The organism is Saccharopolyspora karakumensis, assembly GCF_004349225.1.
GTDB lineage: Bacteria > Actinomycetota > Actinomycetes > Mycobacteriales > Pseudonocardiaceae > Saccharopolyspora > Saccharopolyspora endophytica.
In genome coordinates this window covers 172063-197979 of record NZ_SMLA01000003.1, presented here as the reverse complement: position 1 = coordinate 197979, position 25917 = coordinate 172063, and the positions used below count along the sequence as shown (strand labels likewise).

Below are 25917 nucleotides of genomic sequence, written 5' to 3'. Positions count from 1 at the left end.
TTCAGGGCTGCCGGCGCACGATCTCCTCGATCATGGCGGTGATCCGGGATTCCGACGTCCGCTTGTCGACGCCGAAGCCGGACAGGAGACCGTCGCCGTCCTCGTGCTCCAGCAGCGCGAGCAGGATGTGCTCGGTGCCGACGTAGTTGTGGCCGAGCCGCAGGGCCTCGCGGAGGGTCAGCTCCAGGACCTTCTTCGCGGAGGCGTCGAAGGGGATCAGCGCGGGCGGCGTCTCGACGCCACCGGGAAGCGCGGCGGTGGCGGCCCCGCGGACGGCGTCGAGGTCGACGCCCTGAGACTGGATCACCTTGGCCGCCACGGCTTCCGGCTCGCCGATCAGGCCGAGGACCAGGTGCTCCACCCGGATCTCGTCGTTTCGGGCCTCGCGCGCGGCTTCCTGCGAGAGCACGACGACGTTGCGCGCGCGTGGCGTGAACCTGCTGAAACCGGCGCCGGAATCGAGGCCCGGGTCGTCAGAGCCCTTGGCCACGAAGCGCTTCTGCGCGGCTTGCTTCGACACCCCCATGCTGTGCCCGATGTCGGTCCAGGACGCGCCGGACCGGCGGGCCTGGTCGACGAAGTGACCGATGAGGTGGTCGGCGAGCTCACCGAGGTGGTCCGCGACGATCACCGCCCCTTCCAGTTGGGAGAGCGCGTCGTCGTTGGCCTTCTTGATCCCCTCGATGAGGTCGTCCAGCCGGATGGTTCCCGGGATCTGCTGCGTGTCCGTCATGCGTCAACCATAGGTTGACGTTCGGCGGCTCGTCAACTGTCGGTTGACGAAATCGACGGGGTGGAGCGCCCGGCGGTAGCGTCGGAACGACGGAGGTGAGCGCGGATGTCCGAGGAAGAGGACTCGGAATGCCGAGGATGCAGCGGCACGGGCAACATCAAGGTGGCCCGGCGGTTCCTGGCGCTCGACACCGGCGAGGTGTCCACGGTGATGGCCTTGGGACGCTGCCCCTACTGCCGGGAAACCCCGGGCCGACAGCGAGGCGGCGGGCCGCCCGTGTGAGGATCAACCCCATGTCGGACGAGGGTGGCGACGACGCCGGTATCGAGGCCAACGGGCCCAACGCCCTGTGCTTCACCTGCGGCGGCCTCAAGAAGATCAGCGATCCGCGCCTCTACATGATCCAGGCGACCGAGGAAATGCAGACCGGCATGACCATGGCCGAGTGGCGCACCTGCCCCCAGTGCACGGGCAAGGGCTACATCCGAGGCATCGAACCCCCCGCCTGAGAATCCGCTCCCCTTCCGGGAAGGCGCCGCGCGTTTCAGCGCAGAAGGTGAACGGGCCGGATCGGAGGTGGGGGGAATCACTCCGTCCGGCCCGCTCAATCCCCACTGGGGGATTCACGAGCCGGGACCCCGGGGAACGGGGGCCCGCCTCGCTTCCGCTGACCGGGGGTCCGACTGGGGGTTCGGTCCGCGCCCGGTCAGGGCGGGCCGCGCAGTGGTGCGGCCCGCGTCTCCGCTCCCCACGCCCGCGGCGCACAACGAGGAGCGGAGGTCGGGGAAGGCAGGGTCGTGCACGGGTCCGCCGCTTCTCGGGCGCGGCGAACCGCGGTCGGCAGTTCGTGGTGACGGCGAGAGCGGCGTTGCGCACCTGTCCGGGTGGCCGGCTTCCCGCGGAACGCTCCCAACGACACCGCGGAAGCTTCAACCATTGTGTCGGACATGACGCGGAGTTGTTAGCGGTGACCGCGGATAGTCGCGTCACACGTCATGCCCGCCGCACCCGCGCAACACCTCGCCGTCACCGGGCGAACACCTGTCGTTGGCCTGCCGATGCAGCGCGGGCACCCGGCGAACCCGGGCGCCCGCAGCGCGAAAGCGCTTGTCAGAGACCGCAGTCCGGCGCGGACCAGGTGTCGGCCCCACCGGCGACGTGCACGTGGTCGTCGTGGCCGGGGTAGCCCGGTCCGAGGATCTCCCCGAAGCCGTGGTCGCGGGCCTGCAGCGCCAGCGCGCAGAAGCCCTGCGACCCGGCGCCGAGGTCGGCGGCGTCGCCGTAGAGGTGGCGGCTGTTCGGGGCGCCGCCGACGGAGTCGTTGCAGGAGACGCTGCGGAAACCGCCGTTCACCTGGATCGCCGCGTCACCCATCGCGTGCCGCATGGCCTGCAGCTTCCACATGGTCACCAGCGCGTTGGCCTTGGCCTCGTCGGCCGAGAGCTTGCCGCCGGACCAGTCGGAGTTGCAGGTGTTGAGCTCGGAGTAGTCGAAGTTGACCGGCGAGCAGTCGTCGTCCTGCAGCTCGTAGATCTTGGCGAAGGTCGACTCGCCGGCGACGCCGTCCGCGGGCAGGCCGTAGGCCTGCTGGAACCGGACGACGGCATCCTGGGTGCCGGGGCCGAAAACGCCGTCGATGGCGAGGTTTCCGCCGCTGCCGGGGTAACCGGCCACCCTGATCTGCAGGTTGCGCACGTCGTCACCGGAGGCGCCCTCGCTGAGCGTCTTGCTCCAGGAGTAGCAGCCGTCGGCGGTCGGCGCGGGAGCGGCCGGGGACGAGACCGCCACTGGCGCGACGAAGGATGCGACGGCACCGGCCACGAGGGCGGCGGTCACACCGGCTAATCGGGTCTTCATGCGGGACACCTCTCGCTGCAAAGGATCATCTGCAGCTGCGGATACTCCCGGACGAGACCTGCGAACTCGCCGTTCTGTCAGGAATTCACCACAGAAGCCACGCTCCGGTCGAATCCCGCCGTCCAGACGGCCGACCCGCCGCGGCACCGGCGGCCCACACCCCACCCCGCAGCAACCCCTAGCGCGGGGCGCCGCTTCAGGTCGTCAGGGGACGCACGGTGAGGATCTGCTCCGCGTGACCCACCGGGCCGTTGACGTCGTGCAGATCGGTGCTGGTCAGACCTTGACCGCTGGAGCCGAAGGTGACCCGGGTGTCGAGACCGGTCCAGCCGCCCTCGGGCTGGCGGTGGAGGTGGATGGTGAGGTCGACGTTGGGGAACATCCACTTGGTGGGTTCCTGGCGCACGGCGATGCCGTTGGCGGTGTCGATCAGCGCGACGAACGAGGCCAGCGGGCTGGCCTCCTCGCCCTCGACGAGGTCGTGTGCGGTGGACACCCACGCGGTGGTGCGGCCGGGCTCCGGCCGACCGACGACGCGGGTGTGCAGCGACTCGATGAAACCGCCGGACCACACCGAATCCATCGCCCACGGCTCCAACTGCTCCGGCGGGGTCAGCGCGTCCGGCCCGCCACCGGCGACGACGTCGGTGTCCACGGCCGCCAGCAGCCAGGCGCGGGCCCGCACGACGGCCCGCCCGCCGATGACCACGGTGGCCTCGGTGAGCTCGATGGTCTTGCCGGGCCGGACGGTCTCGACGCGGACGTCGAACTCCTCCAGCGCGATCTTGCCGAGGATGTCGAAGCTGATCCGGCTCATCAGCAGCTCCGGACGCCCCTCAGCGGCCCGGGCCTGCTCGATGGCGTGCACGATGAGCCCGCCGAGGGGGCTGAAGTGCTGCTCATCGGTCCGCCAAGCCCCGCCCACGTGCGCGGTCGGCTTGTACCGGCCCTCCCCGGTGCGCTCGAAGTACCCGGACCTGTCCCCAACCGTCTCGACCAACGAACTGCGCTCCCCCGTTCAGCGGAATGTGCCGCCCCAGGATATGGGCCGACCGCACCCGCAAGACCCAAACAGGACCGGAATCACGACGGGCTACCAGGTGCCGCGAAACCTACGACCTCAACACAGCGTTCCGTACATCCAGATGTACCTTTCGCTGCATCAGGGGTGAACGTTTCGCTGCACCGACGGGCCCGTCCGAGGGAGTCAGCAGCACGACCTGACGCCGAGAGGAGTCGTCGCGGATGACCGATGACCAGCACCTGCCCGAGCGGAGCCGCATCGTGCAGCAGCAGCTGTCCGACGCGGGGGTGGCCGCTCAGGTGCGCGAACTGCCCGACTCCGCGCGCACCGCCGCCGAGGCCGCCGCCGCGCTCGGATGCGAGGTCGGCGCGATCGCCAGCAGCCTCCTCTTCCTCGCCGACGAGCAGCCGCTGCTCGTGATGACCAGCGGGCGCCACCGGGTCGACACCGACCTCCTCGCCGAGAACGTCGGCGCCGGCGAGATCCGGATGGCCTCCGCGAAGCAGGTCCGGGCCGTGACCGGCCAAGCCATCGGCGGGGTGGCGCCGGTGGGGCACCCGTCCCCCGTGCGCACGGTCATCGACGAGGCGCTCAGCGACTACGCGACGATCTGGGCCGCCGCCGGCACGCCGCACACCGTGGTCCCGCTCGACCTCAGCCAGCTCATGATGCTCACCGGCGGCGAGAAGGTTCAGGTCGCGACCGATTGAGCAGGTCAGCGGCGGGCGATCGATCCACCGGGTCTCCGGGATGCTCGCCAAGCGGTGGTCGTGGACTCACCCCTCCGCCACCAGGACGCGGATGGTTTCCCTGGCCTCGTCGAAGGCGTCGGTCATGCCGCCGACGGTGAGGTTGACCATGGCCCCCTCGTAGACCGTGTGGACCCGGGCACCGACGGTTTCCGCGTCGGGAACCCCGGATTCGGCGAGCAGGGCGACGAACTTCGCGCGGGCGCGGCGCTTGCCCTCGCGCAGCACGTCGCGACCGGGGTGGTCGCTCTCGCCGAGCTCGGCGTGGGCGTTGACGAACGCGCAGCCCCGCCTGCTGCCCGCCCACCACGCCTCCTCGGCGTCGAGCACGGCCAGCACCCGGTCGAGCCCCGACTCGGGGCGGTGGGCGCGCATCCACTCGTCGAGGAACTCCTCCCAGCGCTGCTCGCGACGCTTGAGGTAGGCCGCGACCAGGGCGTCCTTCGAACCGAAGCGGTCGTAGAGGGTCTTCTTGGTGGTGCCCGCCTCCTCGGCGATCAGGTCGACCCCGACCGCGCCGATGCCTCGCTCGTAGAACAGCACCCCGGCGACTTCGAGGATCTTCCTCCCCGCGGGCGTGTCCGGATTCGCAGTCCTCGCCATCGTCACTCCCGGCGTCTGAGAACAGGACACTGCGAGTATACCGACCGGTATGGTTACTTGGCGACATGCGAGCACTGCTTCCGATCGCCTTCGTCGTCTTCTGGAGTTCCGGTTTCGTCGGCGCGGGGATGGCGGCCGACACCGGCGCTTCCGCCAACACCAGCCTGTTCTGGCGCTACGCGGTGACGGCCGCGATCTTGCTGGTCATCGCGGTGGCGAGACGCCGCCGGTACGGCCGCGCGTTCCTGGTCCGCGAGATCGTGCTCGGGGTGTTCGGCCAGGCCGTCTACCTCTCCGGCGTCTTCCACGGCGCGTCGCTCGGCGTTCCGGCCGGCGCCAGCGCGCTGATCGCCTCGCTGCAACCGGTGCTGGTCGCGGTGATCACCAGCAGAGCCGCGCACGAATCCCTCGGCGCGCGAAGGCTTCTCGGCCTCGCCGCAGGGGTCAGCGGTGTCGCTCTGGTGGTCGTGGCCGACATCGGCGCGGGTGGGGGCGCGCTCGGCGTTCTCGCGGTCGTCACCGGCATGGTCGCGCTCACGGCCGCGACGCTGCTCGGAGACCGCCGAGCCCGTCCCGGCGGCTACGACCTGCTCGACTCGCTGACCGTGCAGTCCGCCGCCGCTTTGGCGGGCTTCGGCCTCGTCGCCGCCGCGGGCGGCGGATTCGTCCCGCCCGCCACACCCGAGTTCTGGACCGCCGTCGCCTTCCTGGTCCTGCTCCCCTTCGTCGGCGGCTACGGCTGCTACCTGCTGGTCCTGGACCGCTCGGGGTCGCTCGCCGTCAGCGCGCTGCTGTTCCTGACCCCGGCGGTCGCCGCGACCTGGAGCGCGCTCGCCCTCGATCAGCCCTTCCAGCTCACCACGATCCCCGGTTTCCTCCTGGCCCTGATCGGGGTCCTCGCCCTCCGCCGGAACGATGATCCCGGCGCGCCGGGCCGGACCAAAGCCTCTGGTCGCTCGGTGGAGGCGGACACATGCTTCGTCCATGACGGAACTCCTGCCGAGCGCGGTGTCGAGCGAGCGGGTGTCCGGGCCGTGGGAGCGGTTCCGGATGTCGGCCGGACGACGGGCGTCGGGCCGGGTCCTCGACATCGGAGCGAGCCGCACCGATGACCTGCCCTCCTACGCGCACCTCTGCCACCTGGCGCTCGTCGGAGCGGGCGAGCTCTCGGAGGCGGATCTCCCGCTGCAAGCGGAGAAGGTCGACGCCGCACCGGAAGACCTCCCGTTCCCGGACAGGGCCTTCGACGTCGTGGTCTGCCGATTCGCGCTGACCCGCGCGGAGCACCCGGCCCTCGCGGCGCAGGAGATCGCCAGGGTGCTCCGCCGAACCGGGCAACTGCTGTTCCTGGACACCGCCCCCACCACGCGGCTCGGCGTCGACGCCCTGATGCACCTCCGGCACGGAGGGCTCATCACGCACGACGTCGACTGGTCCTGGCCCCGTTCGACACCGCCGCTGGTGCAGGGCGTCGCGACGCACCCGGCTCCGCAGTACGTCCGCGAAATCGCTTGGCTGCGCGGAGCGACATGAGGAGGGAACCACGATGACGAGGAAAGTAGCGGACTGCCGCAAGACGCCCAGTGACATCAACTGCTCGCTCACCATCATCGGCGAGGAGGACGAGGTGGTGCGCGCGGCCGTCGAGCACGCGGTGTCCGCGCACGGTCACGAGGACACCACGGAGCTGCGCGAGCAGGTGCGCGGCATGATCGAGACCGAGGACCGGTCCGCCCGGGGCGGGATGCAGTTCGTCCAGCTGATCGAGTTCAAGACCCGTCGGCGCGAGGAGTTGAGCCGGCTGCTCGACGAGTGGGAAGTCCGCACCGGCGGCAAGCGCACGGCGACCCGAGCGGTGCTCGCCGAGGACCACGAACAACCGGACCTGTACTACGAGCTGGTCGAATTCCCCTCCTACGACGAGGCGATCCGCAATTCGCACCTGCCCGAGACCGAGGAGCTCTCTGAGCGCATGCGCAACCTCTGCGAGGGCGAACCGACGTTCCACAACCTCGACGTCGTCCGCGCCGAGGCGCTCTGACCAAGACCGAACGCGCCTGGCATCCATCACGGGTGCCAGGCGCGTTCCGTTTCAGAGCCGGGCGGTAGTTGGGCAGAACGTCGCCGGACCGACGTGCTCCGCCGCAGCTCGAGCAGGCCCGCGGCGGGAGCCACGCTGCCGAAGCCCCCGATCTCCTCGCCTGCCCGGGCTTTCAGCCCTCGACGAGGTCATCACCGTGCGGCGATCGGTTTTCGCCGTCGAGGCCGCGCCTGAACCTGTGAGCCGGAGAACAGCCCGGGCCATCCAGGACTCGCCTCTCCCGAGCGCCGGGGATCATCGTGCTGTCCGCACAGGTTGGAGATGAGGGGGTATCGGGTGTCGGGGCAGTTGCTGGCGTTCGTCGGTGCGTGCTTGGCCGTGATCATCGTTCCGGGACCCGATCTCGCGTTGCTGCTGCGCAACGCCGCCCTCGCCGGACGCCCCGCGGCGATCGCCACCGCGACCGGGATCATGACGGGCAACACGATCCTCGCCGCGGCCGCGGTCGCAGGCCTGACCGCCTTGCTGCAGGCCTCCGGACCGCTCTACAACACCATTCGCCTCGCGGGCGCGGCGTACCTGATCTACCTGGGCGTTCGCGCGCTGATCGGCCTCACCCGCAAGGCGCCGGCGCGTGGGGCGGAGGAGGCACCGGACCGCCCGAACCTCCCCGGCCGTCACGCGTTCCGGCAGGGCCTGCTCAGCAACCTGCTCAACCCGAAGGTCGCCGCCTTCTACCTCGCCCTGTTCCCCCAGTTCACGTTGCCGGGAATGCCGACGCTGGCGCAGCACACCCTGCTCGCCTCGCTCTTCTGCCTGCTCTCGCTGACCTGGTACGTCCTGCTCATCGCGGTCCTCGGCCAGGTACAAACGTGGTTGCAGCGCCGGAAGGTCCAGCGAACCATCACCGGCGCTTCAGCCGCGGCCCTCATCACCCTCGGCGCGGGTCTGGCGATCCAGAACTGACGAGAGCGATGAGTTCCGAGCCGGGCTCCGGTCCTCATCTCCGAGACGCGAGACGACTGCGCTGGGAGAACCGATCATGACCGCGACCTACACGTTCGACGTCTTCTCCAGCCTCGACGGCTTCGGCGCCGCCGGTGGCGACTGGACCGGCTACTGGGGCAAGCAGGGACCCGAACTCCTCGACCACCGCCGCGCCCTGCACGAGGGCGAGCAGCGGATGGTCTTCGGCGCGAACACGTATCGGGCGTTCGCGCGGATGCTCGCCGCGAGCGACGAGAACTCCGACGTGCGCGACGCCTGGGTCACGCTGATGAGGAAGAAGCCCGCGACGGTCGTGTCGGACACGCTGCAGGAACCGCTCGACTGGCCCGATGCGCGGATCGCCAGAGGAGATGCCGTCGATGTCGTCGCCCGGCTCAAGGAGGAGTCCGATGCGCCGCTCCGCTCGCACGGCAGCCTCTCGATGAACCGCGCGCTGATGGCCGCCGGCCTCGTCGACCGCGTTCAGGTCACGCTCTTCCCCGTGATCACCGGCCGCACCGGTCTGGACCCGATCTTCACGAACGCGGCCGACTTCGACCTGGAACTCCTCGAACACCGAACCCTCGACGCGCACGTCCAAGAGCTCACCTACCGGCCCCGACTGCACCCCTGAGCGCCGGACGGGGGCGAGGGTTTCGAGCGCCGACCTCCCGACCGGGAAGCCGGGCATGTCAGGTGGCGCGGATGCCGGCGAGCACCACGCCGGTCACCCTGGCGGCGTCGGCACGGGTGAACGCGCGGGCTCCGCGGGTGACGAACAGCTGGACGGGTCCGGCGAGCATCTCGGCGACGAAGGAGGTCTCGACCGGGGGCAGCTCCCCGCGCTCGATCGCGAGCTTCAAGCGATCGTCGAGCGTGCTCAGGCGCCGTTCGAAGACCTCGTCGACGACGGCGCGCAGCTCCGGGTCCTCCCGCGCCGAGGCCACCACGGTCAGCAGCGCCCGGCCTTGCGGGCTCGCGGTGGCGGCGGCGAGAGCTTCGAGGAAGTCGACGAGGTCGGCGTCGATGTCGCCTGAGTCGTGCAGGGGCGCGACGTCGGCGGCGAAAGTGGCGAGCGCGTCGGCGATCAGCGCGTTTCGGTCGGGCCAGTTGCGGTAGACGCTGGTCTTGTTGACCTCGGCGAGCTCGGCGACCTGGTCGTAGCGCAGCCCGCCGATCCCGTCGCGGGCGATCAGCTCGGCGGCGGCCTCGAGAATCCGGCGCCGCACTCGCGCGGTGCGCCCGCCCGGACGGCGGGTCCGTTCTCGCGCGGGTCCATCCTCGGCCACGAGCCGCAGCCTACCGCTGAGCCGCGCGCAGCCGGGTGTTGCGCGCCTCGATGGCTTCCCAGGTCGCGGGGACCACGAGGTCCGCCCCGCCGCGCGCGAACTCCTGGGCCGCCGCCGCGTGAGGACGCTGGCGCTGCTCGTAGGCGCTGAAGGCCGCCTCGACGTCGTCGTGACGGCCGAGCTCCTCGGTGAGCGTCCACGCCCCGAGCAGGGCCAGCGAGGTGCCGCGCCCGGCCATCGGAGTCGCGCAGTGGGCGGGCGCGTCCGCGATCGCGACGTGGACGCCGAGGGGCTCGGAGAAGTCCGCCTCCGGGCCGAAGACCAGCCGGCGCACCGCGGAGTGCACCCCGTCGGCGCCGACGACGATGTCGTAGTCGGCCTCGCGACCGGAGGCGAAGGTGACCGCGACCCGGTCCCCCTCGTCGACCAGTGCCGCGATGGACTCCTCGAAGCGCAGGTCGACCTGCTCGGGCGGGCGAACCGGCCCGCAGCCGCGAAAGCTCACCTCGCCTCGCGAAGCCCGGGCCGCCTCGCGGCCCAGAACCGACCGGCACCGAGACGGCGGTTGACACCGGCCACGACGAGACGATCAGCTGATCGGCGGCGTGGCACCGAAGGAGGGGGCAGCAGGTGAGCGAGGCAACGAGCTGGGTCGGTGGCGAACTCGACGTCGAGACGCCGAACGCGGCCAGGATGTACGACTACTACCTGGGCGGTTCGCACAACTTCGCTCCCGATCGCGCAGCTGCCGCACGAGCGGTGCAGGTGACTCCCACGATGATTCCCGGCGCCCGCGCGAACAGGGCTTTCCTGCGGCGCGCGGTCAGGTTCTGCCTCGACGCCGGCATCCGGCAGTTCCTCGACCTGGGATCCGGCATCCCCACGGTCGGGCACGTCCACGAGATCGCGCACGCCGTCGACCCGTCGACGCGGGTGGCCTACGTCGACATCGAGCCCATCGCGGTCGCGCACACCAAGCGCATGCTGTCGGAGAGCCCCGCGGTCACCATCACGCAAGCCGACCTGCAAGCTCCGCAAGAGGTGCTGAACTCGCTCGGAGTCGCCGAGCTGCTGGACTTCAGCCAACCCGTGGCGGTGCTGGCCGTCGCCGTCCTGCACTTCGTCCCGGACGCCAAGGACCCCGCGGCGATCCTGGACGCCTACTGCCGAGCCGTCCCCTCAGGCAGCTACCTGGCCGTCTCGCACATCACCGACCACTACGACACCCCCGAGAAGGTCGCCGAGATCGATCGCCTGTACTCGAGCACCACGAATGCGGCCCGGCACCGCAGCTTCGAGGACTTCACCGCCCTCATCAGCGATCGAGAACTCGTCACCCCCGGCGCGGTCTACGCCACCGACTGGCGCCCCGAACCAGGAACCGTCCCAGCAGAAGGCGCCCGAACCGCCTTCTGGGCCGCCCTCGCCCACATCACGTGAAAACCCCACAACGGGCTCCGGCCATGGACCGAGATGGGGAGCTGTTCGCAGCATGAACGGGGCCGCGAAGACGCGATCCGAGAAGAAGGAGCCCACAAATGGCCGGTTCAGAAGTGGGCGCAGTTGGGTTCGAACCAACGACCCCCTGCTTGTAAGGCAGGTGCTCTTCCGCTGAGCTATGCGCCCTGGTGGTCGAACGGCTGAGCCGGTCGGACACCTCGGTAACACTACCGGGGTGTCGCGGCCGGCTCGGTGGCCGGTCGACCCGTCCGCGAGCAGGTCAGGCGGTCAGTTCCGCCACGGCCTTCTTCCAGACGTTCTGGTCGCGGGCCTCGCCGGGCTGGTTGACCTCGGCGAAGCGGACCTTGCCCTCGGTGTCGATGAGGAACGTGCCGCGGTTGGCCATCCCGGCGGCGTCGTTGAACACGCCGTAGGCCTTGGCGATCTCGCCGTGCGGCCAGAAGTCCGACAGCAGCGGGAAGGTGTAGCCCTGCTGCTCGGCCCACGCCTTCAGCGAGAACGGCGTGTCCACCGAGACGCCGATGACCTGCACCTGGTCGTTCTGGAAGTCGCTCAGGTCATCGCGGACCTGGCAGAGCTCGCCCTCGCACACGCCGCTGAAGGCGAACGGGTAGAAGACCAGCAGGACGTTCTTCTTGCCCCGGAAATCGGCCAGCGAGACCTTTTCCTTGTTGTAGTCGGGCAACGTGAAGTCCGGCGCCTGCGCACCGACCTCAACAGCCATGAGACCACCCTCCTGTTCGACATGACCTTGTCCCGGCCGAACCTACACTTCGCAGCGAAAGTGGGCACCGATGGCGACATCGGTGCCCACGTTTCGAAACACGAACTACCTCAGCGACGGGCCTTGGCCCGGCGGTATGCCAGCCGGGTTCCCATCCAGCCTTCGCTGACGCTTGCGTTCGCGGTCTGTGCCAGGTTCGCCGTAGAGGCGGCCTCGGCGATGTCGGCCGGTTCGACGTATCCGTCGCGGCCGGTCTTGGGGGTCATCACCCAGATGACCCCGTCGTCGGACAGGGGCGTCATCACATCGAGAAGCGTGTCCGTGAGGTCGCCATCGTCTTCGCGCCACCACAGCAACACGACATCGACCACTTCGTCGGCATCTTCGTCGAGCAGATCGCTCCCGCAACGCTCCTCGATCGAGGCCCGGACGTCGTCGTCGACGTCCTCGTCCCAGCCGATTTCCTGGACAACCATCTCCGGCTCGATGTCGAGCCTCTCGGCGACGTCGGCTTCGCCTTTACCGGCGTCTCCCGCGGCGACCACGGTTTGCTCACTCCTCCAATGCACCGGTGCGGTGACCATCTGGCCCCACACGACTTTCAAACCTGGCCGATAGCGAACACTGCGGACCGCCACCGGCGCAACTGCTAGGCGCACGACACGCCGTAGCAACGCGTTGAGGTTCGACTCTAGACCGGCAAGGCTCGCACCAACAGCCTGCGGTGCATCGTCGTGGGTGTCGGATGCGCCCATCAGGGCCGAACATGAGGGACGATAGCGGTGTCGGACGTCACGTCCGACCCCAAAAACCCTGCCACGAATCCCGACGTAGTCGAGGAGTTCCCTTGTCCGCGCTCAACAACGACGCCACCAACGACGCGGTCCCCGCCCAGCGGGTCCGGGTGATCCGGGAGGGCCTCGCCTCCCACCTGCCCGACATCGATCCGCAGGAGACCGACGAGTGGTTGCAGTCCTTCGATTCGGTGCTGTCGGCCAACGGGCAGCAGCGCGCCCGTTACCTCATGCTGCGGCTGCTCCAGCGCGCCCGCGAGACCGGCGTCGGAGTCCCGTCGCTGACCAGCACGGACTACGTCAACACCATCCCCACCGAGCAGGAACCGTGGTTCCCCGGTGACGAGGAGACCGAACGCCGCTACCGGGCCCTGATGCGCTGGAACGCCGCGATGATGGTGCACCGCGCGCAGCGGCCCGGCATCGGCGTCGGCGGGCACATCTCGTCCTTCGCCTCCTCGGCGAGCCTCTACGAGGTGGGCTTCAACTGGTTCTTCCGCGGCAAGGACCACCCCGGAGGCGGCGACCACCTCTACATCCAGGGCCACGCCTCCCCCGGCATCTACGCGCGCGCGTTCCTGGAGGGCAGGCTCACCGAGCACCAGCTCGACGGGTTCCGCCAGGAGCACTCGCACGCCGGGGCCGGCGGCGGACTGCCGTCCTACCCGCACCCGCGGCTGATGCCGGACTTCTGGGAGTTCCCGACCGTGTCGATGGGCCTGGGCCCGATGAACGCGATCTTCCAGGCCCGCTTCAACCGCTACCTGCACGACCGGGGCATCTCCGACACCTCGCAGCAGCGGGTGTGGGCGTTCCTCGGCGACGGCGAGATGAACGAGCCCGAGTCGCGCGGCCTGCTGCACGTGGCCGCCAACGAGGGCCTGGACAACCTGACCTTCGTGGTCAACTGCAACCTGCAGCAGCTCGACGGCCCGGTGCGCGGCAACGGCAAGATCATCCAGGAGCTGGAAGCGTTCTTCCGCGGCGCGGGCTGGAACGTCATCAAGGTCGTGTGGGGCCGCGAGTGGGACTCGCTGCTGCACGCCGACCGCGACGGGGCGCTGGTGAACTTGATGAACACCACCCCCGACGGCGACTACCAGACCTACAAGGCCAACGACGGCGCCTTCGTGCGCGAGCACTTCTTCGGACGCGATCCGCGCACCAAGGAGATGGTCAAGCACCTGACCGACGACGAGATCTGGGGTCTGCGCCGCGGCGGCCACGACTACCGCAAGGTCTACGCGGCCTACAAGGCGGCCACCGAGCACCACGGGCAGCCGACGGTCATCCTGGCCAAGACGATCAAGGGCTACGGCCTCGGACCGCACTTCGAGGGCCGCAACGCCACGCACCAGATGAAGAAGCTGACGCTGGACGACCTCAAGCTGTTCCGCGACAGCCTGCGGATCCCGATCTCCGACGAGCAGCTCGATCCCTACGAGCCGCCGTACTACCACCCCGGTCAGGACTCGCCGGAGATCCAGTACCTGCAGGACCGCCGCCGTCAGCTCGGCGGGTACCTGCCGGAGCGCCGGGCCAAGTCCAAGCCGCTGGTGCTGCCCGGCGACAAGGTCTACGAGGTGATCCGCAAGGGCTCCGGCAAGCAGGAGGTCGCCACCACGATGGCGTTCGTCCGGCTGCTCAAGGACCTGGCCAAGGACGCCGAGATCGGGGCGCGGATCGTGCCGATCATCCCCGACGAAGCGCGGACCTTCGGCATGGACTCGATGTTCCCGTCGCAGAAGATCTACAACCCGCAGGGCCAGCTCTACACGCCGGTGGACTACCAGCTGATGCTGGCCTACCGGGAGAGCGAGTCCGGGCAGATCATGCACGAGGGCATCAACGAGGCCGGTTCCACCGCCTCGTTCACCGCCGCGGGAACGAGCTACGCCACGCACCGCGAGCCGATGATCCCGGTCTACATCTTCTACTCGATGTTCGGCTTCCAGCGCACCGGTGACGGGTTCTGGGCGGCTGCGGACCAGATGGCGCGCGGTTTCGTGCTCGGCGCCACGGCGGGCCGCACGACGCTGACCGGCGAGGGCCTGCAGCACGCCGACGGGCACTCGCAGCTCATCGCCGCGACGAACCCGGCGGTGGTGGCCTACGACCCGGCGTGGGCGTTCGAGGTGGCGCACATCGTCAAGGACGGTCTGCGGCGGATGTTCGGCGAGAACGCCGAGAACGTCTTCTACTACCTGACCGTCTACAACGAGCCGTACCAGCAGCCGGCCGAGCCGGCCGAGCTGGACGTGGACGGGTTGTTGCGCGGGCTCTACCACTACCAGCAGGCCCCTTCGGGGCCCGGGCCGCGCGCCCAGCTGATGGGGTCGGGCGTGCTGCTGCCGGAGGTCCTCAAGGCGGCACGGCTGCTGGCCGAGGACTGGGGCGTGCGGGCCGACGTGTGGTCGGCGACGTCGTGGGCGCTGCTGCGCCGGGAGGCCGAGCAGGTCGACCGGCACAACCTGCTCAATCCCGGTGCCGAACCGCAGGTCCCGTACGTGACGCGGGCGCTGTCGCAGGCCGAGGGGCCCGTGGTGGCGGTCAGCGACTGGATGCGGGCGGTTCCCGACCTGATCCGCCCGTGGGTGCCGGGCGAGATGGTCAGCCTCGGCGCGGACGGCTTCGGCTTCTCCGACACCCGTCCCGCGGCGCGTCGGGTGTTCCTCGTCGACGCCGAGTCCACGGTGGTCGCGACCCTGGCCGCGCTGGCCCGGACGGGCCAGGTCGACAAGGCCACGGTGGTCGAGGCGGCCCGCAAGTACCGCATCGACGACGTCCAGGCCGCAGGCCCGCAGACGTCGGACCCCGGAGACGCCTGACTCCGGATGCTCCCCGAAGGCCCCGGCGGCCCCGCTCACGACGCGGTGGTCCCCGGGGGCCTCGTCGTGCCGGGGGTCCTGGAGGTCCCGGATTTGCACTGAGATCCGGGACTCCACGCGGACGGGTGCGGTGCGTCGTGGTCGGGTTGTGAAGCCGGTTTCAGGAGGGAGGTCCGGCGGGGCGTCGTGTGGTGGAGTGGGGCCGTGCGAATCGCGTGCATCGATGGCGATGGGATCGGACCCGAGCTGATGGACAGCACCCGGGAGGTGCTGGCCGCCGCCGCGTCGAGGGACGGGCTGGCGGTGGAGTTCGGCGACGAGCGCGGCGGGGCCGCGACCTACCTCGAAACCGGGGAACCGCTGGTGACCGGGGCCCTGGAGCGGTTCCGCAACGAGTACGACGCCGTGCTCAAGGGCCCGGTCGGGCTGCCGGAGGTGCGCAAGCCCGACGGGACCGAGGCCGGTGTGCTCGGCGGAGTGCTGCGCAACGCGCTCGACACCTACGCCAACGTGCGCCCGGTCCGGCTCCTGCCCGGAGTCCGGGACTCCGCGAGCCCGATCGACTACGTGATCGTGAGGGAGAACACCGAGGGCCTGTACCTCTCGCGCGGCTCCGGAGTGCGCAACGAGCGGGCGGCCAGCGACCAGCTGCTGATGACGCGCGTCGGCGTCGAGCGGATCGTGCGGTTCGCCTTCGAGACCGCGCGAGCGCGCAACGGCGCCCCGAGCGACGGAGTTCGCCGGGTGACCTGCGTGGACAAGAGCAACGTGCTGCGCAGCTTCGCGTTCTTCCGGGACGTCTTCGACGAGATCGCCGCCGACTACCCCGACGTCGAAGCCGATCACCGCTACACCGACGCCGCCGCGCACGACCTCGTCGCCGATCCCGGCCACTTCGACGTGCTGGTCACCGAGAACTTCGTCGGCGACATGCTCAGCGACCTGGGCGCGGCGACCGTGGGCGGGCTCGGCACGTGCCCGTCGGGCAACATCGGCGAGCGCACCGCCTACTTCGAACCCGTGCACGGCAGCGCTCCGTCGATCGCCGGGCAGGACGCGGCGAACCCGACGTCGCAGCTGCTGACCGCGGCGATGCTGCTCGACCACGTGGGCGCCACCGGCACCGCGAAGCGCATCACCGGCGCCGTCGAAGCCGCCTACGCCGACGGTGCCGTCCGCCTCAACCCCAACGGCACCCCCACCTGCGGCACCCAAGGCGTGACCGCAGCAGTCCTCAGCCGCTTGTGACCGGGGTGGTCAGTTCGCGTTGGGCTCGGGCCGTGCGGGTCCAGGACCACCAGCCGTGGATCACGAGGGCTGCGAAGACCAGGTAGATGGCGGCGCTGAAGTGGAGGCCGGAGGCGATCTGCAGCGGCACTCCGACCGCGTCCACCGCGAGCCAGACCAGCCAGAACTCGACCAGGCCCCGGCCCTGCGCCCAGAACGCGACACCCGTGCCGATGAAGATCCAGGCGTCCGGCCAGGGCGCCCACGAGGCGTCCAGGGCGCTCAGCAGCAGCGCGAACGCCGAGGTGCCGAGGGCCAGAACGCCGACGAGCACCAGCCGCTCGACACCGGTGGCCTTGCGGATCGCCACGCCGTAGACCGGGTCGCTGCGGCGGTTCCAGGCCCACCAGCCGTAGACGGAGATCAGCAGGATCACCACCTGGCGGACCGCCAGACCGCCGAGGTGGGCGGAGGCGTAGACCGCGAACAGCAGCACGGTCGCCGACACCTGCACCGGCCACGTCGCCACCCAGCGCCGCTGCGCGAGGAAGACCACCGCGAGCGCGCAGAGCTGCCCCACGAGTTCGGCCCAGGAGATCTTCTGGCCCAGCACGGTGATCCCGTTGCCGAGCAGCCATTCCGCCACCGCTTGCACGCCCGCTCCTCCCGCCGAGTGCGCCGGGGTGTGCGCGGGCGACCGCGGAACCGCCGAAACACGGCGTGAACTGCCGGGATTCGCGCACCGCGGTGGCCCGTGCGCGCCTCTCATCCGGACTTTGACCGTCGGTTCCGGAATTCCACCGGATCGGCCGGCACCCACGAGGTGCCGGTTCGCGGACTTTCACCGCCGGTTCGGAGTTTCACCGACCCCGGAGCGCACGAGTTCGTACTGCACTGGCCAACATCCTGCGCCGGTCGATCTGTTCCGCGATCCAGACGTGGGTCGGATCACAACGAGCCGACACCACTGATGGCCGATCGAACACCCGTACCCCGATCACCTAGACTTGATCGTCCGAAGCTGAACGAGGGGGTAACGCCGGATGAACGACACCGACCGCGCCATCCTCGCCTTCGAGCTGGAGCACTGGCAGTACCAGGGCAACAAGGAACGGGTCATCCAGGAGCGCTTCGGGTTCTCCCCGAACCGCTACTACCAGCGCCTCAACCGCCTGCTGGACGAGCCCGAAGCCTTAGCCCAGCAGCCCGCTCTGGTGAAGCGCCTGCTCAACCGGCGCGACCAACGCGCCCAGCGGCGCCGCGCGGTCTAGGCAGCCCCTCGACGATCCTCAAGCCCCCGGCGCCGGTTGGCGTTGCTGCTGGATGCGGACCAGTTCGGCGAGCAGCGGAGCGGCCTGATCGGCCGGCATCGCTTCGAAAGCCGCCTTGATCGCCTCCGGCCCCTGGACGGCTCCCTGCGGTGCCGCGGGCTGGTTGTTCGCGGCCATGCTGTTGACCAGGTCCACCAGCATCGCGACGATCGTGCGCGGGCCGACCGCGGTCTGCCACCCCTGGATCTGCCCCTCGGGACCGCGCGGCCCCAGCAGTTCGTGCTCCAAGCGCCGCAGCACCGCGTCCTGTTCCGGGGTCATCTCGTCCTCCTGGTCCTTGGTCACGAGGTCAGCGCGAAAGCGGTCCATGTCGACGTGGCCGGGGTCGATCTTGCCGGTGACGCTGGTCTCCTTGTGGCCGCGCGCCGCCTCCAGCGGCCGGCCGAGGTGACGCAGCACCGCGGCGGTGGCGGTGATCGCCGCGCCGTACTGCTCGGGACTCGGCCCCTGCTCGACGCCCTGGTAGTCCCACTCGAACCCGACGTAGAGGGTGTTGCCGTCGCCGGCCGGGTTCGGCCCGGAGGCCTTGGCCTCGCCCGCGTGGTTGGCGCGGCCCGCGGCGATCACGTGGACCACGCCGTCGAAACCGATCACCGCGTGGCACAGCGGCCCCTTGAGATCGCTGCGCCCGTCGATGCACAGCTGCACGCTCGGAGCCGGGTTCTCGTACGAGGCCGGGGTCGCCGTGTGGTGCTCGAGAACGCCGACCGCGGCGGCGGGCTGCACGCCCGAGGCCGTGCGCTCCTTCCACCCGGACGTCTCCACGACGGCCAGGCCGGCCGCGCGCAGCACGTCGGCGAGCCACACGAGAGGTAGTGCCATCGGTGATCACCCCCAACGAGATCCCGCGCACCATGGTGTCGGTTCCCCGCACCCGTCCGGAACGGCCAAGAGCGTGAAAAATCGGGACCCACCCGACGGATGAGCCCCGATCTCCCAGCCTCGCGTCAGAGGGTTCCGCTGTGCCCCTGCTGGCCCGGTCCGGGCTGGCCTGGCTGCCCCGGTGCGGGCATCTGCTGGGTGGGCTGGTCCCCGGCGACGTTGCGCTTGCCGCCGAACTGCGACTCGGCGTTGTCCAGCCACCGGCTCCAGCGGTGCTGCATCGGCTGGATGAGGCCACCGCCGACACCGACGATGACCACGCCCGCGGCCGCGGCCAGCACGGCGACCAGCAACGGGGTGGTCACGGTGACCGCGATCCCGATCTGGTTCAGCGCCGAGATGATGCCCAGCGCCAGGATGAAGCCGAAGGCGATCTTGCCGAGCATCGGGCCGAACGAGCGGTTGCCCAGCGAGCTCGTGATCAGGTCGCCGACCGCGCGACCGATCGCACCGGCCACCAGGACCAGGACGACGGCGACGACGATCCGCGGCAGGAACAGCACGACCTGGTCGATGAGGTCCTTCACCGCGTTCGGACCGAACGCGCTCAGCGCCAGCTGCAGGAAGATCAGCAGGATGAAGTAGTAGATCAGCTTAACGAGGATTCCGCCGATGTCGATTCCCGAACCCGACGTCATGTCGTTCAAGCCGGACTTCGCCAGGAGTTTGTTGAATCCCAGCTTGTTGAACGCCATCTGAACAGCCTTGGAGACGGCCTTGGCGATGAGCCAGCCGACCAGCAGGATGATCAGGAAGACGACGAGTTTCGGCACGAACGTGGCGACCGCGGACCACGCCGCGGACAATCCTTGCTGGAGAGCTCCCATAGTCCTTGCTCCTCGGTGAAACCGGAAAATCGATGGCGAATTCGCGTCTCGGAAATCGTTCTCGAACATCAACTCCGCAGCAACTCCGACAGGCGCCACGTCCGGACGACTTTCGTAGCTCTTTCGATTGAATTGTTTGACCAATCCAATTACGCCGTGAATACGAATTCCCGGCGGTGAGGCTGCTCGCTTCCCCGCGCTCCCCGCGAACGTGCTGATCTCGGACATGCGATTCTGTCGGCATGAGTACCGAAGACGCTGGTGAGCGGGACACCGGTACGCAAGATCAAGTGTGCGCGGCGACGCTGCGCCGGCTCGAGCGCGCGTCCGGCGGGCTCGCCGGCGCCAGCATCACCGCGATGGAGCAACGACTCCCCTGGTTCCAGCGGCTTCCGGCCGACCAGCGAGCGAGCGTTCAGCTGGTGACCCAGACCGGGGTCTCCAACTTCGTCTCCTGGATGCAGGACCCCAGCCAGTCCATCCGGCTGACCGCCGAGGCGTTCCGCAACGCGCCCCGCGACCTCTCCCGCTGGGTCAGCCTCCGCCAGACGCTGGAACTGGTCCGCGTCGCCATCGACGTCTTCGAGCAGCAGCTGCCGGAGCTCGCCGAGAAGGAGCACGAGCGGTTCGTGCTGCTGGAGTCGATCCTGCGCTACACCCGCGAGATCGCCTTCGCCGCCGCCACCTCCTACGCCGCCGCGGCCGAGTCGCGCGGCGCGTGGGACGCCCGGCTCGAAGCTCTGGTCGTCGACGGCATCGTCCGCGGCGATGCCGAGGAGTCGCTGCTGTCCCGGGCCGCCGCGCTGGGCTGGGACCCCGCCTCCGAGGCCACCGTGCTGGTCGGCAACGCCCCCTCCGACGACCCGCCGACCGTCGTCTACCAGGTGCGGAGCCGCGCAGCCCGGGTCGGATGCCCGGTGCTGCTGGGCGTGCAGGGAACGCGGCTGGTGGTCGTCTTCGGCGGTACCGGCGACGGGCGCGACAACGAGCAGATCGCCATCGGGCTGACCGAGGCGTTCGGCGAGGGCCCGGTGGTGGCGGGACCGAGCATGCCGAGCCTGGCCGACGCGCACCGCTCCGCCTCCGACGCGATGTCGGCCCTGCGAGCGGTGGTGGCCTGGCCGACCGCGCCGCGCCCGGCCCCCTCCGGCGACCTGCTGCCCGAGCGAGCGCTGGCCGGTGACCCCGAAGCCGAGCGGCAGCTGGTCGAGCGCATCGTGCTGCCGCTGGTCGACGCGGGCGGCGCGCTGATGGAGACGGTCGACACCTACCTGGAGGTCGGCGGTGTGCTGGAGAACTGCGCCCGCCAGCTCTACGTCCACCCCAACACCGTCCGATATCGACTCCGCCGCGTCGCCGAGCTGACCGGGCGCACGCCGTCCAACGCCCGCGACGCCCACGTGCTGCGGGTCGGGCTCGCGGTCGGCCGGCTCGCCAAGGCCCGAGGGCTGTGGTGAGCCCGCGACGAGACCGCGAACACAGGGCGAAATCGGTGGCGCGGGGTTCACCAGGCTGTCACCGACCGGACACGCCCAACAACGATTCCCCAGTTAAGAACGACCGCCGCAGGTGGCGCTTGTAGACACTCCACAACTTTGCGCGCAGGACTTAGTCCTCGTCGGCATCACCCCGATCCCGCCACCGGGTGTTCAGTAGCAAGAGTGATCGCGCTTCTCGCCCCCGGACAGGGGTCCCAGGCCCCAGGGATGTTCAACCCGTGGTTGGAGCTCGACGGCGTCGAGGACCGCCTCGGACGCTGGTCGGAGCTCACCGGCCTGGACCTGATCAGACTCGGCACCACCGCGGAGGCCGACGAGATCAAGGACACCTCGGTCACCCAGCCGCTGGTCGTGGCGCTGTCGCTGATCGCAGCCGAAGAACTGCGCCGGCGCTTCGAGGTGCCCGCCGACACGCCGGTCGCCGGCCACTCGGTCGGCGAGCTCGCCGCAGCGGCCGTCGCAGGAGCGCTCAGCGCGGACGACGCCGTGGCGCTGGCGGCGGTGCGTGGCCGCGAGATGGCCGCCGCCTGCGCGCTGGAGCCGACCGGCATGGCCGCGGTGCTCGGCGGTGACGAGCAGACCGTGCTGGAGACGCTGGAGCGCCTCGGCCTGGACCCGGCCAACCGCAACGGCGGCGGCCAGATCGTCGCCGCGGGCAAGACCGGCGCGCTGGAGCAGCTGGCCGCCGAGCCGCCGGAAGGCGCTCGGGTCCGCCCGCTCCCGGTCGCCGGCGCGTTCCACACCCGCTTCATGGTGTCCGCGCGCGAAACCCTGGCCAAGCACGCCGAGAGCGTCGAAGCCACCGACGCGGTGCTGCCGCTGCTGTCCAACGCGGACGGCTCGGTGGTCTCCTCCGCCGACGACATCCTGAGCCGCCTGGTCGACCAGGTGACCAGCCCGGTGCGCTGGGACAGCTGCATGACCGCCCTCGGCGAGCGCGGTGTGGACGCCGTCGTGGAGTTCCCGCCGGCCGGTGCGCTGACCGGAATGGTGCGCCGCGCGCTCAAGGGCGTCCAGACCACCGCCCTCAAGACCCCTGCCGACCTCGACAAGGTCGCCGACCAGCTCCGGAGCGCCGCGTGAGCCTGCCCCACATCGCATCGAAACCCGCCGTCGCGGGTACCAAGCTGCTGGGCTTCGGCAGCACCCAGGGCAACCGGATCGTCACCAACGACGACCTGGCAAAGCTGGTGGACACCAACGACGAGTGGGTCCGCCAGCGGGTGGGCATCATCCACCGCCGCATGGGCGACGAGCACCAGACGGTGGTCAACATGGCCGTCGAGTCCGGCGCCAAGGCGATCGCCGACGCGGGCCTGACGCCGTCCGATGTGGACCAGGTCATCGTGGCCACCTGCACGATGCCGGGCGGGATCCCCAACGCCGCGGCCCAGGTCGCCGACCAGATCGGCATCAAGGCCAAGAGCGCCTACGACCTCAACGCCGCCTGCGCCGGTTTCGTCTACGCCCTCAACACCGCCTCCGACGCGGTGCGCGCCGGTTCCGCCCGCAACGTGCTGGTGATCGGTTCCGAGCGCTTCCAGGAGTGGATGGACTGGGAGGACCGCTCCAACCTCATCATCTTCGCCGACGGCGCCGGTGCGACCGTGGTCGGCGCGTCCGACGAGCCGCAGCTCGGACCGGGTGTGCTCGGCAGCGCCGGTGACCTGGTGGACACCATCTACCTGCGCGAGAACAAGTACATCCACCAGGAGGGCCAGTCGGTCTTCCGGTGGGCGACCACGCAGATCGCGCCGGTGGCCATCGAGGCCGTCGAGGCGGCCGGCTTGCAGCTCTCCGACATCGACGTGCTGGTGCCGCACCAGGCGAACCTGCGCATCGTCGAGGCCATCGGGAAGAAGTTGCAGAGCAAGGGTGCCCGCGATGACCTCGTCGTCGCGCGTGACATCGTCTACTCCGGCAACACGTCATCGGCGTCGATCCCGCTGGCCATCGACCACATGCGGGCGGCCGGGGAGATCCCCAGCGGCGCCGTGATGCTCCTCGTGGGCTTCGGTGCCGGGCTGTCCTACGCCGCCCAGGTCGCCATCTGCCCCTGATGTCACGCCACAACCGGAAAAGCCACCGCGGGTGACGCAACCCGGCGGTAGGAACGTAAGAACCAGGAAGGAAAAACCAGTGTCGAACGAAGAAATCACCAAGGGTCTCGCCACCATCGTCGAGGAGGTCGCGGGTGTCGACGCGGCTGACGTGACCATCGACAAGTCCTTCGTCGACGACCTGGACATCGACTCGCTGTCCATGGTGGAGATCGCCGTGCAGGCCGAGGACAAGTTCGGCGTCAAGATCCCGGACGACGAGCTGGCCAACCTCAAGACCGTCGGTGATGCGGTGGACTACATCACCAAGAACGCATGACCACCGAAGTCGTCATCACCGGGCTGGGCGCGACGACACCGCTGGGCGGTGACGTCGCGTCCACTTGGGACGGGTTGCTCAACGGCGCCAGCGGCATCCGCCGCCTGGAGGCCGAATGGCTCGACACCTACGAGCTGCCCGCCAAGATCGGCGCCCCGCTGGCGGTCGACCCGAGCGAGGTGCTGCCCCGCGTGCAGCTCCGCCGGATGGACCGCTGCGAAGCCATCGCGGTCATCGCGGCCCGCGAGGCGTGGGCGGATGCCGGCTTCGACATGCCCACGGACGAGTCCGAACCGGTCGACCCCGATCGGCTCGGCGTGTCGCTGGGCACCGGCATCGGCGGCCCGCTGACCCTGCTGCAGCAGGACGACCAGCTGGAAGCGGGTGGCCTGCGCAAGGTCTCGCCGCTGACCGTGCCGATGCTGATGCCCAACGGCCCGGCCGCCATGGTCAGCCTCGAGGTGCGCGCTCGCGCTGGTGTGCACTCGCCGGCTTCGGCGTGCGCGTCCGGAGCCGAGGGCCTGGCCAAGGCCGCCGAGATGATCCGGTACGGACACGCCGACGTGGTGGTGGCCGGTGGTGCGGAGTCCTGCATCCACCCCGTCACCATCGCCGGTTTCGCCCAGGCCCGGACCCTGAGCACCCGCAACGACGAGCCGGAGCGCGCCTCCCGCCCGTTCGACGTGGACCGCGACGGGTTCGTCATGGGCGAGGGCGCCGGCGTGGTGATCCTGGAGAGCGCCGAGCACGCCAAGGCGCGCGGTGCCCGGATCTACGGCCGGTTGGCCGGATCCGGCATCACCTCCGACGCGTACCACATCACCGGTAGCCACCCGGACGGTCTGGGCCAGGTCGCGGCGATGCGCAAGGCGCTGGCCGCAGGCGACCTGCAGCCCTCCGACATCGGGCACGTCAACGCGCACGCCACCTCCACGGTGGTCGGCGACGTGGGCGAGGCGAACTCGGTGCGCAAGGCCATCGGGGACGGTGCGGTGGTGACCGCGCCGAAGGGTTCGCTCGGGCACCTGGTCGGCGGGGCCGGTGCGGTGGAGAGCATCGTCACGATCCTCTCGCTGCACCACGGCGTCATCCCGGCGACGCAGAACCTCGACAACATCGACCCCAAGGTGGAGCTGGACGTGGTGACCGACAAGCCGCGCCACGTCGAGCAGACCGCCGCCATCAACAACGCCTTCGGCTTCGGCGGGCACAACGTCGCGCTCGCCTTCGCCAAGGCATGATCGCGGTCCGCGGGGACGGGTGACATTCCCGTCCCCGCCACGGCCCGCTCCCTCCCGCCCCGGTGAAGACCGCCCGGAGCTCGGACGCATCGCAGATCCCCGCGCACGACGTCGTACTTCGGACGCCTGCAGATCCCTGGAGGACTCCTCCTACCGGGGCGTCACCCGCAGGGGACGGCGATGGCGCTGTTGGGCAGCCTGCTGATGTCGAGGACCGCGTTGCCGTCCTCGTCGACGACGACCGGGTAGACGACGTCCCACTGCACGCAGCGGGCCTTGGCCTGCGGCGGAGCGTCAGCGATGTCCTGGTCGCTCTTGAAGCTGAGCATGACCAGCGCGGAGCGGTCCTGGCCGGGATCGATGCGGTGCACCTTGATGTCGAAGTCCGTGGTGCTGCCGTAGTCGTCGTTGAACTTGCTCAGGGGCAGCTCTCGCCACTTGCTGGGCGGGACCGTGGACTTCCACAGCTCGTAGTTCCTGCGGTTGATGCCGTCGAAGTAGTTGTCCAGCAGTCCCTCGATGATCCGCTGGTCCGGGTACGCGGCGGCGTCAGGCGAGTACTCGACGCCGGAGCGCGACACCTTCTGCTGCGCGGCGACGACGCCCGACGGTGCGGACTCCGTGCCCGGAGGCGACTCGTGCTCGCCGTAGTAGACCTGCTGGGCCAGCAAGACCCCACCGCCGCCCGCCGCGAGCAGCACGACGACGGCGAGCGGAATCCCCCATTTCAGCCAAGAACGCACCTGATCAGCTTCGCACAACCCGATCAGCCGGATGAGGGCTTCCCCGCGATCGGCCGGAAATCAGCCGACGCGGTGCAGCACCGTGACGGGCGCGCCGTCGCCTGCGCGGCGGAACGGCTCCAGGGCGTCGTCCCACTCCGCGCCGAGCAGCTGGCCGACTCGGTGCGAGAAGGCCTCCGGGCCCTTGGCATTCGCCGCGAGCGTACGGAGTTGATCTTCGCTCACGACGATGTCACCATTGGCGCTTGTGCAGGCACGCCACAGGCCGAGCCCGGGCGCGTGGCAGAACCGCTGCCCGTCGACCCCATGGCTGGGGTCCTCGGTGATTTCGAAGCGCAACATGGGCCACGCGCGCAGCGCGGTCACCAGGCGTGCTCCAGTACCCGGCTCGCCTGTCCAGGTGCACTCCGCGCGGAGTTGTCCTGGGGCTGCCGGTTGCGCCGTCCAGCGGAGTTCCGTCCGAGTGCCGAGTGCGCCGGAAATCGCCCACTCGACGTGCGGGCAGACCGCAGACGGCGACGAGTGGATGTAGACCACACCGCAGGTGAGGCCACTGTCGCTGCCACGGGTGCTCACTGCTGACCTCCGCTATTCGACGAGGGACGTCTTCCCCTACGACCTCGCGAACCCGACGATCACCAGTTGCGGCGCCATTCTGCATCGCCGGTGGAGATCTCCGCCACCGCGAGATCGTCAAC

Annotated in this window: 30 protein-coding genes, 1 tRNA gene and 1 riboswitch; of the genes, 17 read left to right on the top strand and 14 right to left on the bottom strand. The window is 69.9% G+C overall.

Going from position 1 to position 25917, the window contains the following annotated elements; all coding sequences use genetic code 11:
• Position 1: 1 nt before the first annotated feature.
• A complete protein-coding gene (locus E1202_RS03475) occupies positions 2-733 on the bottom strand; it encodes a Clp protease N-terminal domain-containing protein (RefSeq protein WP_132680911.1) in 732 nt (243 codons plus the stop codon).
• Between the two features lie 105 nt (positions 734-838).
• Between E1202_RS03475 and E1202_RS31235 the strand changes: the two genes are divergently transcribed.
• Together E1202_RS31235 and E1202_RS03470 are read left to right on the top strand one after the other, a co-directional pair.
• A complete protein-coding gene (locus E1202_RS31235) occupies positions 839-1015 on the top strand; it encodes a hypothetical protein (protein WP_165943724.1) in 177 nt (58 codons plus the stop codon).
• A gap of 11 nt (positions 1016-1026) precedes the next feature.
• Positions 1027-1242, top strand: coding sequence for a hypothetical protein (locus E1202_RS03470; RefSeq protein ID WP_132626080.1), 216 nt, complete (start codon positions 1027-1029; stop codon positions 1240-1242).
• Between the two features lie 601 nt (positions 1243-1843).
• Here E1202_RS03470 and E1202_RS03465 read toward each other — a convergent pair.
• Both E1202_RS03465 and E1202_RS03460 read right to left on the bottom strand, forming a co-directional pair.
• A complete protein-coding gene (locus tag E1202_RS03465) occupies positions 1844-2590 on the bottom strand; it encodes a D-Ala-D-Ala carboxypeptidase family metallohydrolase (protein ID WP_132680909.1) in 747 nt (248 codons plus the stop codon).
• A 196-nt stretch (positions 2591-2786) separates the two neighbouring features.
• Entirely contained in the window at positions 2787-3590 is an 804-nt protein-coding gene (locus E1202_RS03460; protein ID WP_132680907.1) for a thioesterase family protein, read from the bottom strand.
• A gap of 245 nt (positions 3591-3835) precedes the next feature.
• On the opposite strand from E1202_RS03460, the gene E1202_RS03455 reads away from it, so the two are divergent.
• Positions 3836-4324: a YbaK/EbsC family protein gene (locus E1202_RS03455; protein ID WP_132680905.1), complete on the top strand. Its 489-nt coding sequence runs from the start codon at positions 3836-3838 to the stop codon at positions 4322-4324.
• 66 nt (positions 4325-4390) lie between these two features.
• Here the strand turns inward: E1202_RS03455 and E1202_RS03450 are convergent, their stop codons facing one another.
• Positions 4391-4966 carry a TetR/AcrR family transcriptional regulator gene (locus tag E1202_RS03450; protein WP_132680903.1) on the bottom strand — a complete coding sequence of 192 codons (576 nt, stop codon included), beginning with the start codon at positions 4964-4966 and terminating at the stop codon, positions 4391-4393.
• A 65-nt stretch (positions 4967-5031) separates the two neighbouring features.
• On the opposite strand from E1202_RS03450, the gene E1202_RS03445 reads away from it, so the two are divergent.
• The 5 genes from E1202_RS03445 (at position 5032) to E1202_RS03425 (ending at position 8628) form a co-directional block, all read left to right on the top strand.
• Entirely contained in the window at positions 5032-6078 is a 1047-nt protein-coding gene (locus E1202_RS03445) for a DMT family transporter (RefSeq protein ID WP_132680901.1), read from the top strand.
• Complete coding sequence (locus tag E1202_RS03440; RefSeq protein WP_165943723.1) at positions 6017-6499, top strand: class I SAM-dependent methyltransferase; 483 nt, start codon at positions 6017-6019, stop codon at positions 6497-6499. Before E1202_RS03445 ends, E1202_RS03440 begins: the two co-directional genes overlap by 62 nt.
• Before the next feature lie 13 nt (positions 6500-6512).
• Positions 6513-7007: a DUF1059 domain-containing protein gene (locus E1202_RS03435; RefSeq protein WP_132680897.1), complete on the top strand. Its 495-nt coding sequence runs from the start codon at positions 6513-6515 to the stop codon at positions 7005-7007.
• A 336-nt stretch (positions 7008-7343) separates the two neighbouring features.
• Complete coding sequence (locus E1202_RS03430; protein WP_165943722.1) at positions 7344-7973, top strand: LysE family translocator; 630 nt, start codon at positions 7344-7346, stop codon at positions 7971-7973.
• A 76-nt stretch (positions 7974-8049) separates the two neighbouring features.
• Positions 8050-8628 (top strand): dihydrofolate reductase family protein, encoded by a 579-nt coding sequence (locus E1202_RS03425; protein ID WP_132680893.1) that lies wholly within the window; start codon positions 8050-8052, stop codon positions 8626-8628.
• A gap of 58 nt (positions 8629-8686) precedes the next feature.
• On the opposite strand, the gene E1202_RS03420 is transcribed toward E1202_RS03425, so the two are convergent.
• Positions 8687-9283 (bottom strand): TetR/AcrR family transcriptional regulator, encoded by a 597-nt coding sequence (locus E1202_RS03420; RefSeq protein WP_132680891.1) that lies wholly within the window; start codon positions 9281-9283, stop codon positions 8687-8689.
• 10 nt (positions 9284-9293) lie between these two features.
• On the bottom strand, positions 9294-9788 hold the full coding sequence (locus E1202_RS03415) for an FAD-dependent oxidoreductase (protein WP_235877623.1): 495 nt from the start codon (positions 9786-9788) through the stop codon (positions 9294-9296).
• Positions 9789-9913: 125 nt separating this feature from the next.
• Between E1202_RS03415 and E1202_RS03410 the strand changes: the two genes are divergently transcribed.
• The gene (locus tag E1202_RS03410; RefSeq protein WP_235877621.1) at positions 9914-10723 is read left to right on the top strand and encodes an SAM-dependent methyltransferase; all 810 of its coding nucleotides are present in this window, start codon (positions 9914-9916) and stop codon (positions 10721-10723) included.
• 114 nt (positions 10724-10837) lie between these two features.
• On the opposite strand, the gene E1202_RS03405 is transcribed toward E1202_RS03410, so the two are convergent.
• The 3 genes from E1202_RS03405 to E1202_RS03395 all read right to left on the bottom strand — a co-directional run bounded on the left by E1202_RS03405 (position 10838) and on the right by E1202_RS03395 (position 12013).
• Positions 10838-10909, bottom strand: a tRNA-Val gene (locus E1202_RS03405).
• A 94-nt stretch (positions 10910-11003) separates the two neighbouring features.
• Entirely contained in the window at positions 11004-11468 is a 465-nt protein-coding gene (locus E1202_RS03400; protein WP_132677399.1) for a peroxiredoxin, read from the bottom strand.
• Between the two features lie 110 nt (positions 11469-11578).
• Complete coding sequence (locus E1202_RS03395) at positions 11579-12013, bottom strand: DUF3052 domain-containing protein (RefSeq protein WP_093420851.1); 435 nt, start codon at positions 12011-12013, stop codon at positions 11579-11581.
• A 302-nt stretch (positions 12014-12315) separates the two neighbouring features.
• On the opposite strand from E1202_RS03395, the gene aceE reads away from it, so the two are divergent.
• Both aceE and E1202_RS03385 read left to right on the top strand, forming a co-directional pair.
• A complete protein-coding gene (aceE, locus tag E1202_RS03390) occupies positions 12316-15090 on the top strand; it encodes a pyruvate dehydrogenase (acetyl-transferring), homodimeric type (RefSeq protein ID WP_132680889.1) in 2775 nt (924 codons plus the stop codon).
• 204 nt (positions 15091-15294) lie between these two features.
• Positions 15295-16338, top strand: coding sequence for an isocitrate/isopropylmalate dehydrogenase family protein (locus E1202_RS03385; RefSeq protein ID WP_235877620.1), 1044 nt, complete (start codon positions 15295-15297; stop codon positions 16336-16338).
• On the opposite strand, the gene E1202_RS03380 is transcribed toward E1202_RS03385, so the two are convergent.
• Positions 16325-16972, bottom strand: a complete 648-nt coding sequence (locus E1202_RS03380) for a nicotinamide mononucleotide transporter family protein (RefSeq protein WP_132680888.1) — start codon at positions 16970-16972, stop codon at positions 16325-16327. The genes E1202_RS03385 and E1202_RS03380 overlap by 14 nt on opposite strands.
• Positions 16973-17070: 98 nt before the next feature.
• Positions 17071-17198: riboswitch (FMN riboswitch) on the bottom strand.
• A 162-nt stretch (positions 17199-17360) separates the two neighbouring features.
• On the opposite strand from E1202_RS03380, the gene E1202_RS03375 reads away from it, so the two are divergent.
• Complete coding sequence (locus tag E1202_RS03375; RefSeq protein ID WP_093420858.1) at positions 17361-17588, top strand: DUF3263 domain-containing protein; 228 nt, start codon at positions 17361-17363, stop codon at positions 17586-17588.
• Positions 17589-17606: 18 nt separating this feature from the next.
• Here the strand turns inward: E1202_RS03375 and E1202_RS03370 are convergent, their stop codons facing one another.
• Both E1202_RS03370 and E1202_RS03365 read right to left on the bottom strand, forming a co-directional pair.
• Positions 17607-18470, bottom strand: a complete 864-nt coding sequence (locus E1202_RS03370) for a peptidoglycan recognition protein family protein (RefSeq protein WP_132680886.1) — start codon at positions 18468-18470, stop codon at positions 17607-17609.
• 125 nt (positions 18471-18595) lie between these two features.
• Positions 18596-19357, bottom strand: a complete 762-nt coding sequence (locus E1202_RS03365; RefSeq protein ID WP_165943720.1) for a mechanosensitive ion channel family protein — start codon at positions 19355-19357, stop codon at positions 18596-18598.
• Between the two features lie 242 nt (positions 19358-19599).
• On the opposite strand from E1202_RS03365, the gene E1202_RS03360 reads away from it, so the two are divergent.
• The 5 genes from E1202_RS03360 (at position 19600) to E1202_RS03340 (ending at position 24476) form a co-directional block, all read left to right on the top strand.
• On the top strand, positions 19600-20814 hold the full coding sequence (locus E1202_RS03360) for a PucR family transcriptional regulator (RefSeq protein ID WP_207918438.1): 1215 nt from the start codon (positions 19600-19602) through the stop codon (positions 20812-20814).
• A 204-nt stretch (positions 20815-21018) separates the two neighbouring features.
• Positions 21019-21939: an ACP S-malonyltransferase gene (locus tag E1202_RS03355; RefSeq protein ID WP_132680882.1), complete on the top strand. Its 921-nt coding sequence runs from the start codon at positions 21019-21021 to the stop codon at positions 21937-21939.
• Positions 21936-22916 (top strand): beta-ketoacyl-ACP synthase III, encoded by a 981-nt coding sequence (locus E1202_RS03350; RefSeq protein WP_132680880.1) that lies wholly within the window; start codon positions 21936-21938, stop codon positions 22914-22916. Before E1202_RS03355 ends, E1202_RS03350 begins: the two co-directional genes overlap by 4 nt.
• Positions 22917-22995: 79 nt before the next feature.
• Entirely contained in the window at positions 22996-23235 is a 240-nt protein-coding gene (locus tag E1202_RS03345; RefSeq protein WP_132680878.1) for an acyl carrier protein, read from the top strand.
• A complete protein-coding gene (locus E1202_RS03340) occupies positions 23232-24476 on the top strand; it encodes a beta-ketoacyl-[acyl-carrier-protein] synthase family protein (protein ID WP_132680876.1) in 1245 nt (414 codons plus the stop codon). The genes E1202_RS03345 and E1202_RS03340 overlap by 4 nt, the downstream gene beginning before the upstream one ends.
• Positions 24477-24637: 161 nt before the next feature.
• Here E1202_RS03340 and E1202_RS03335 read toward each other — a convergent pair whose 3' ends face one another.
• A complete protein-coding gene (locus tag E1202_RS03335) occupies positions 24638-25219 on the bottom strand; it encodes a hypothetical protein (RefSeq protein WP_132680874.1) in 582 nt (193 codons plus the stop codon).
• Positions 25220-25279: 60 nt separating this feature from the next.
• On the bottom strand, positions 25280-25795 hold the full coding sequence (locus E1202_RS03330; protein ID WP_132621199.1) for a DUF3145 domain-containing protein: 516 nt from the start codon (positions 25793-25795) through the stop codon (positions 25280-25282).
• Positions 25796-25917: the final 122 nt, after the last annotated feature.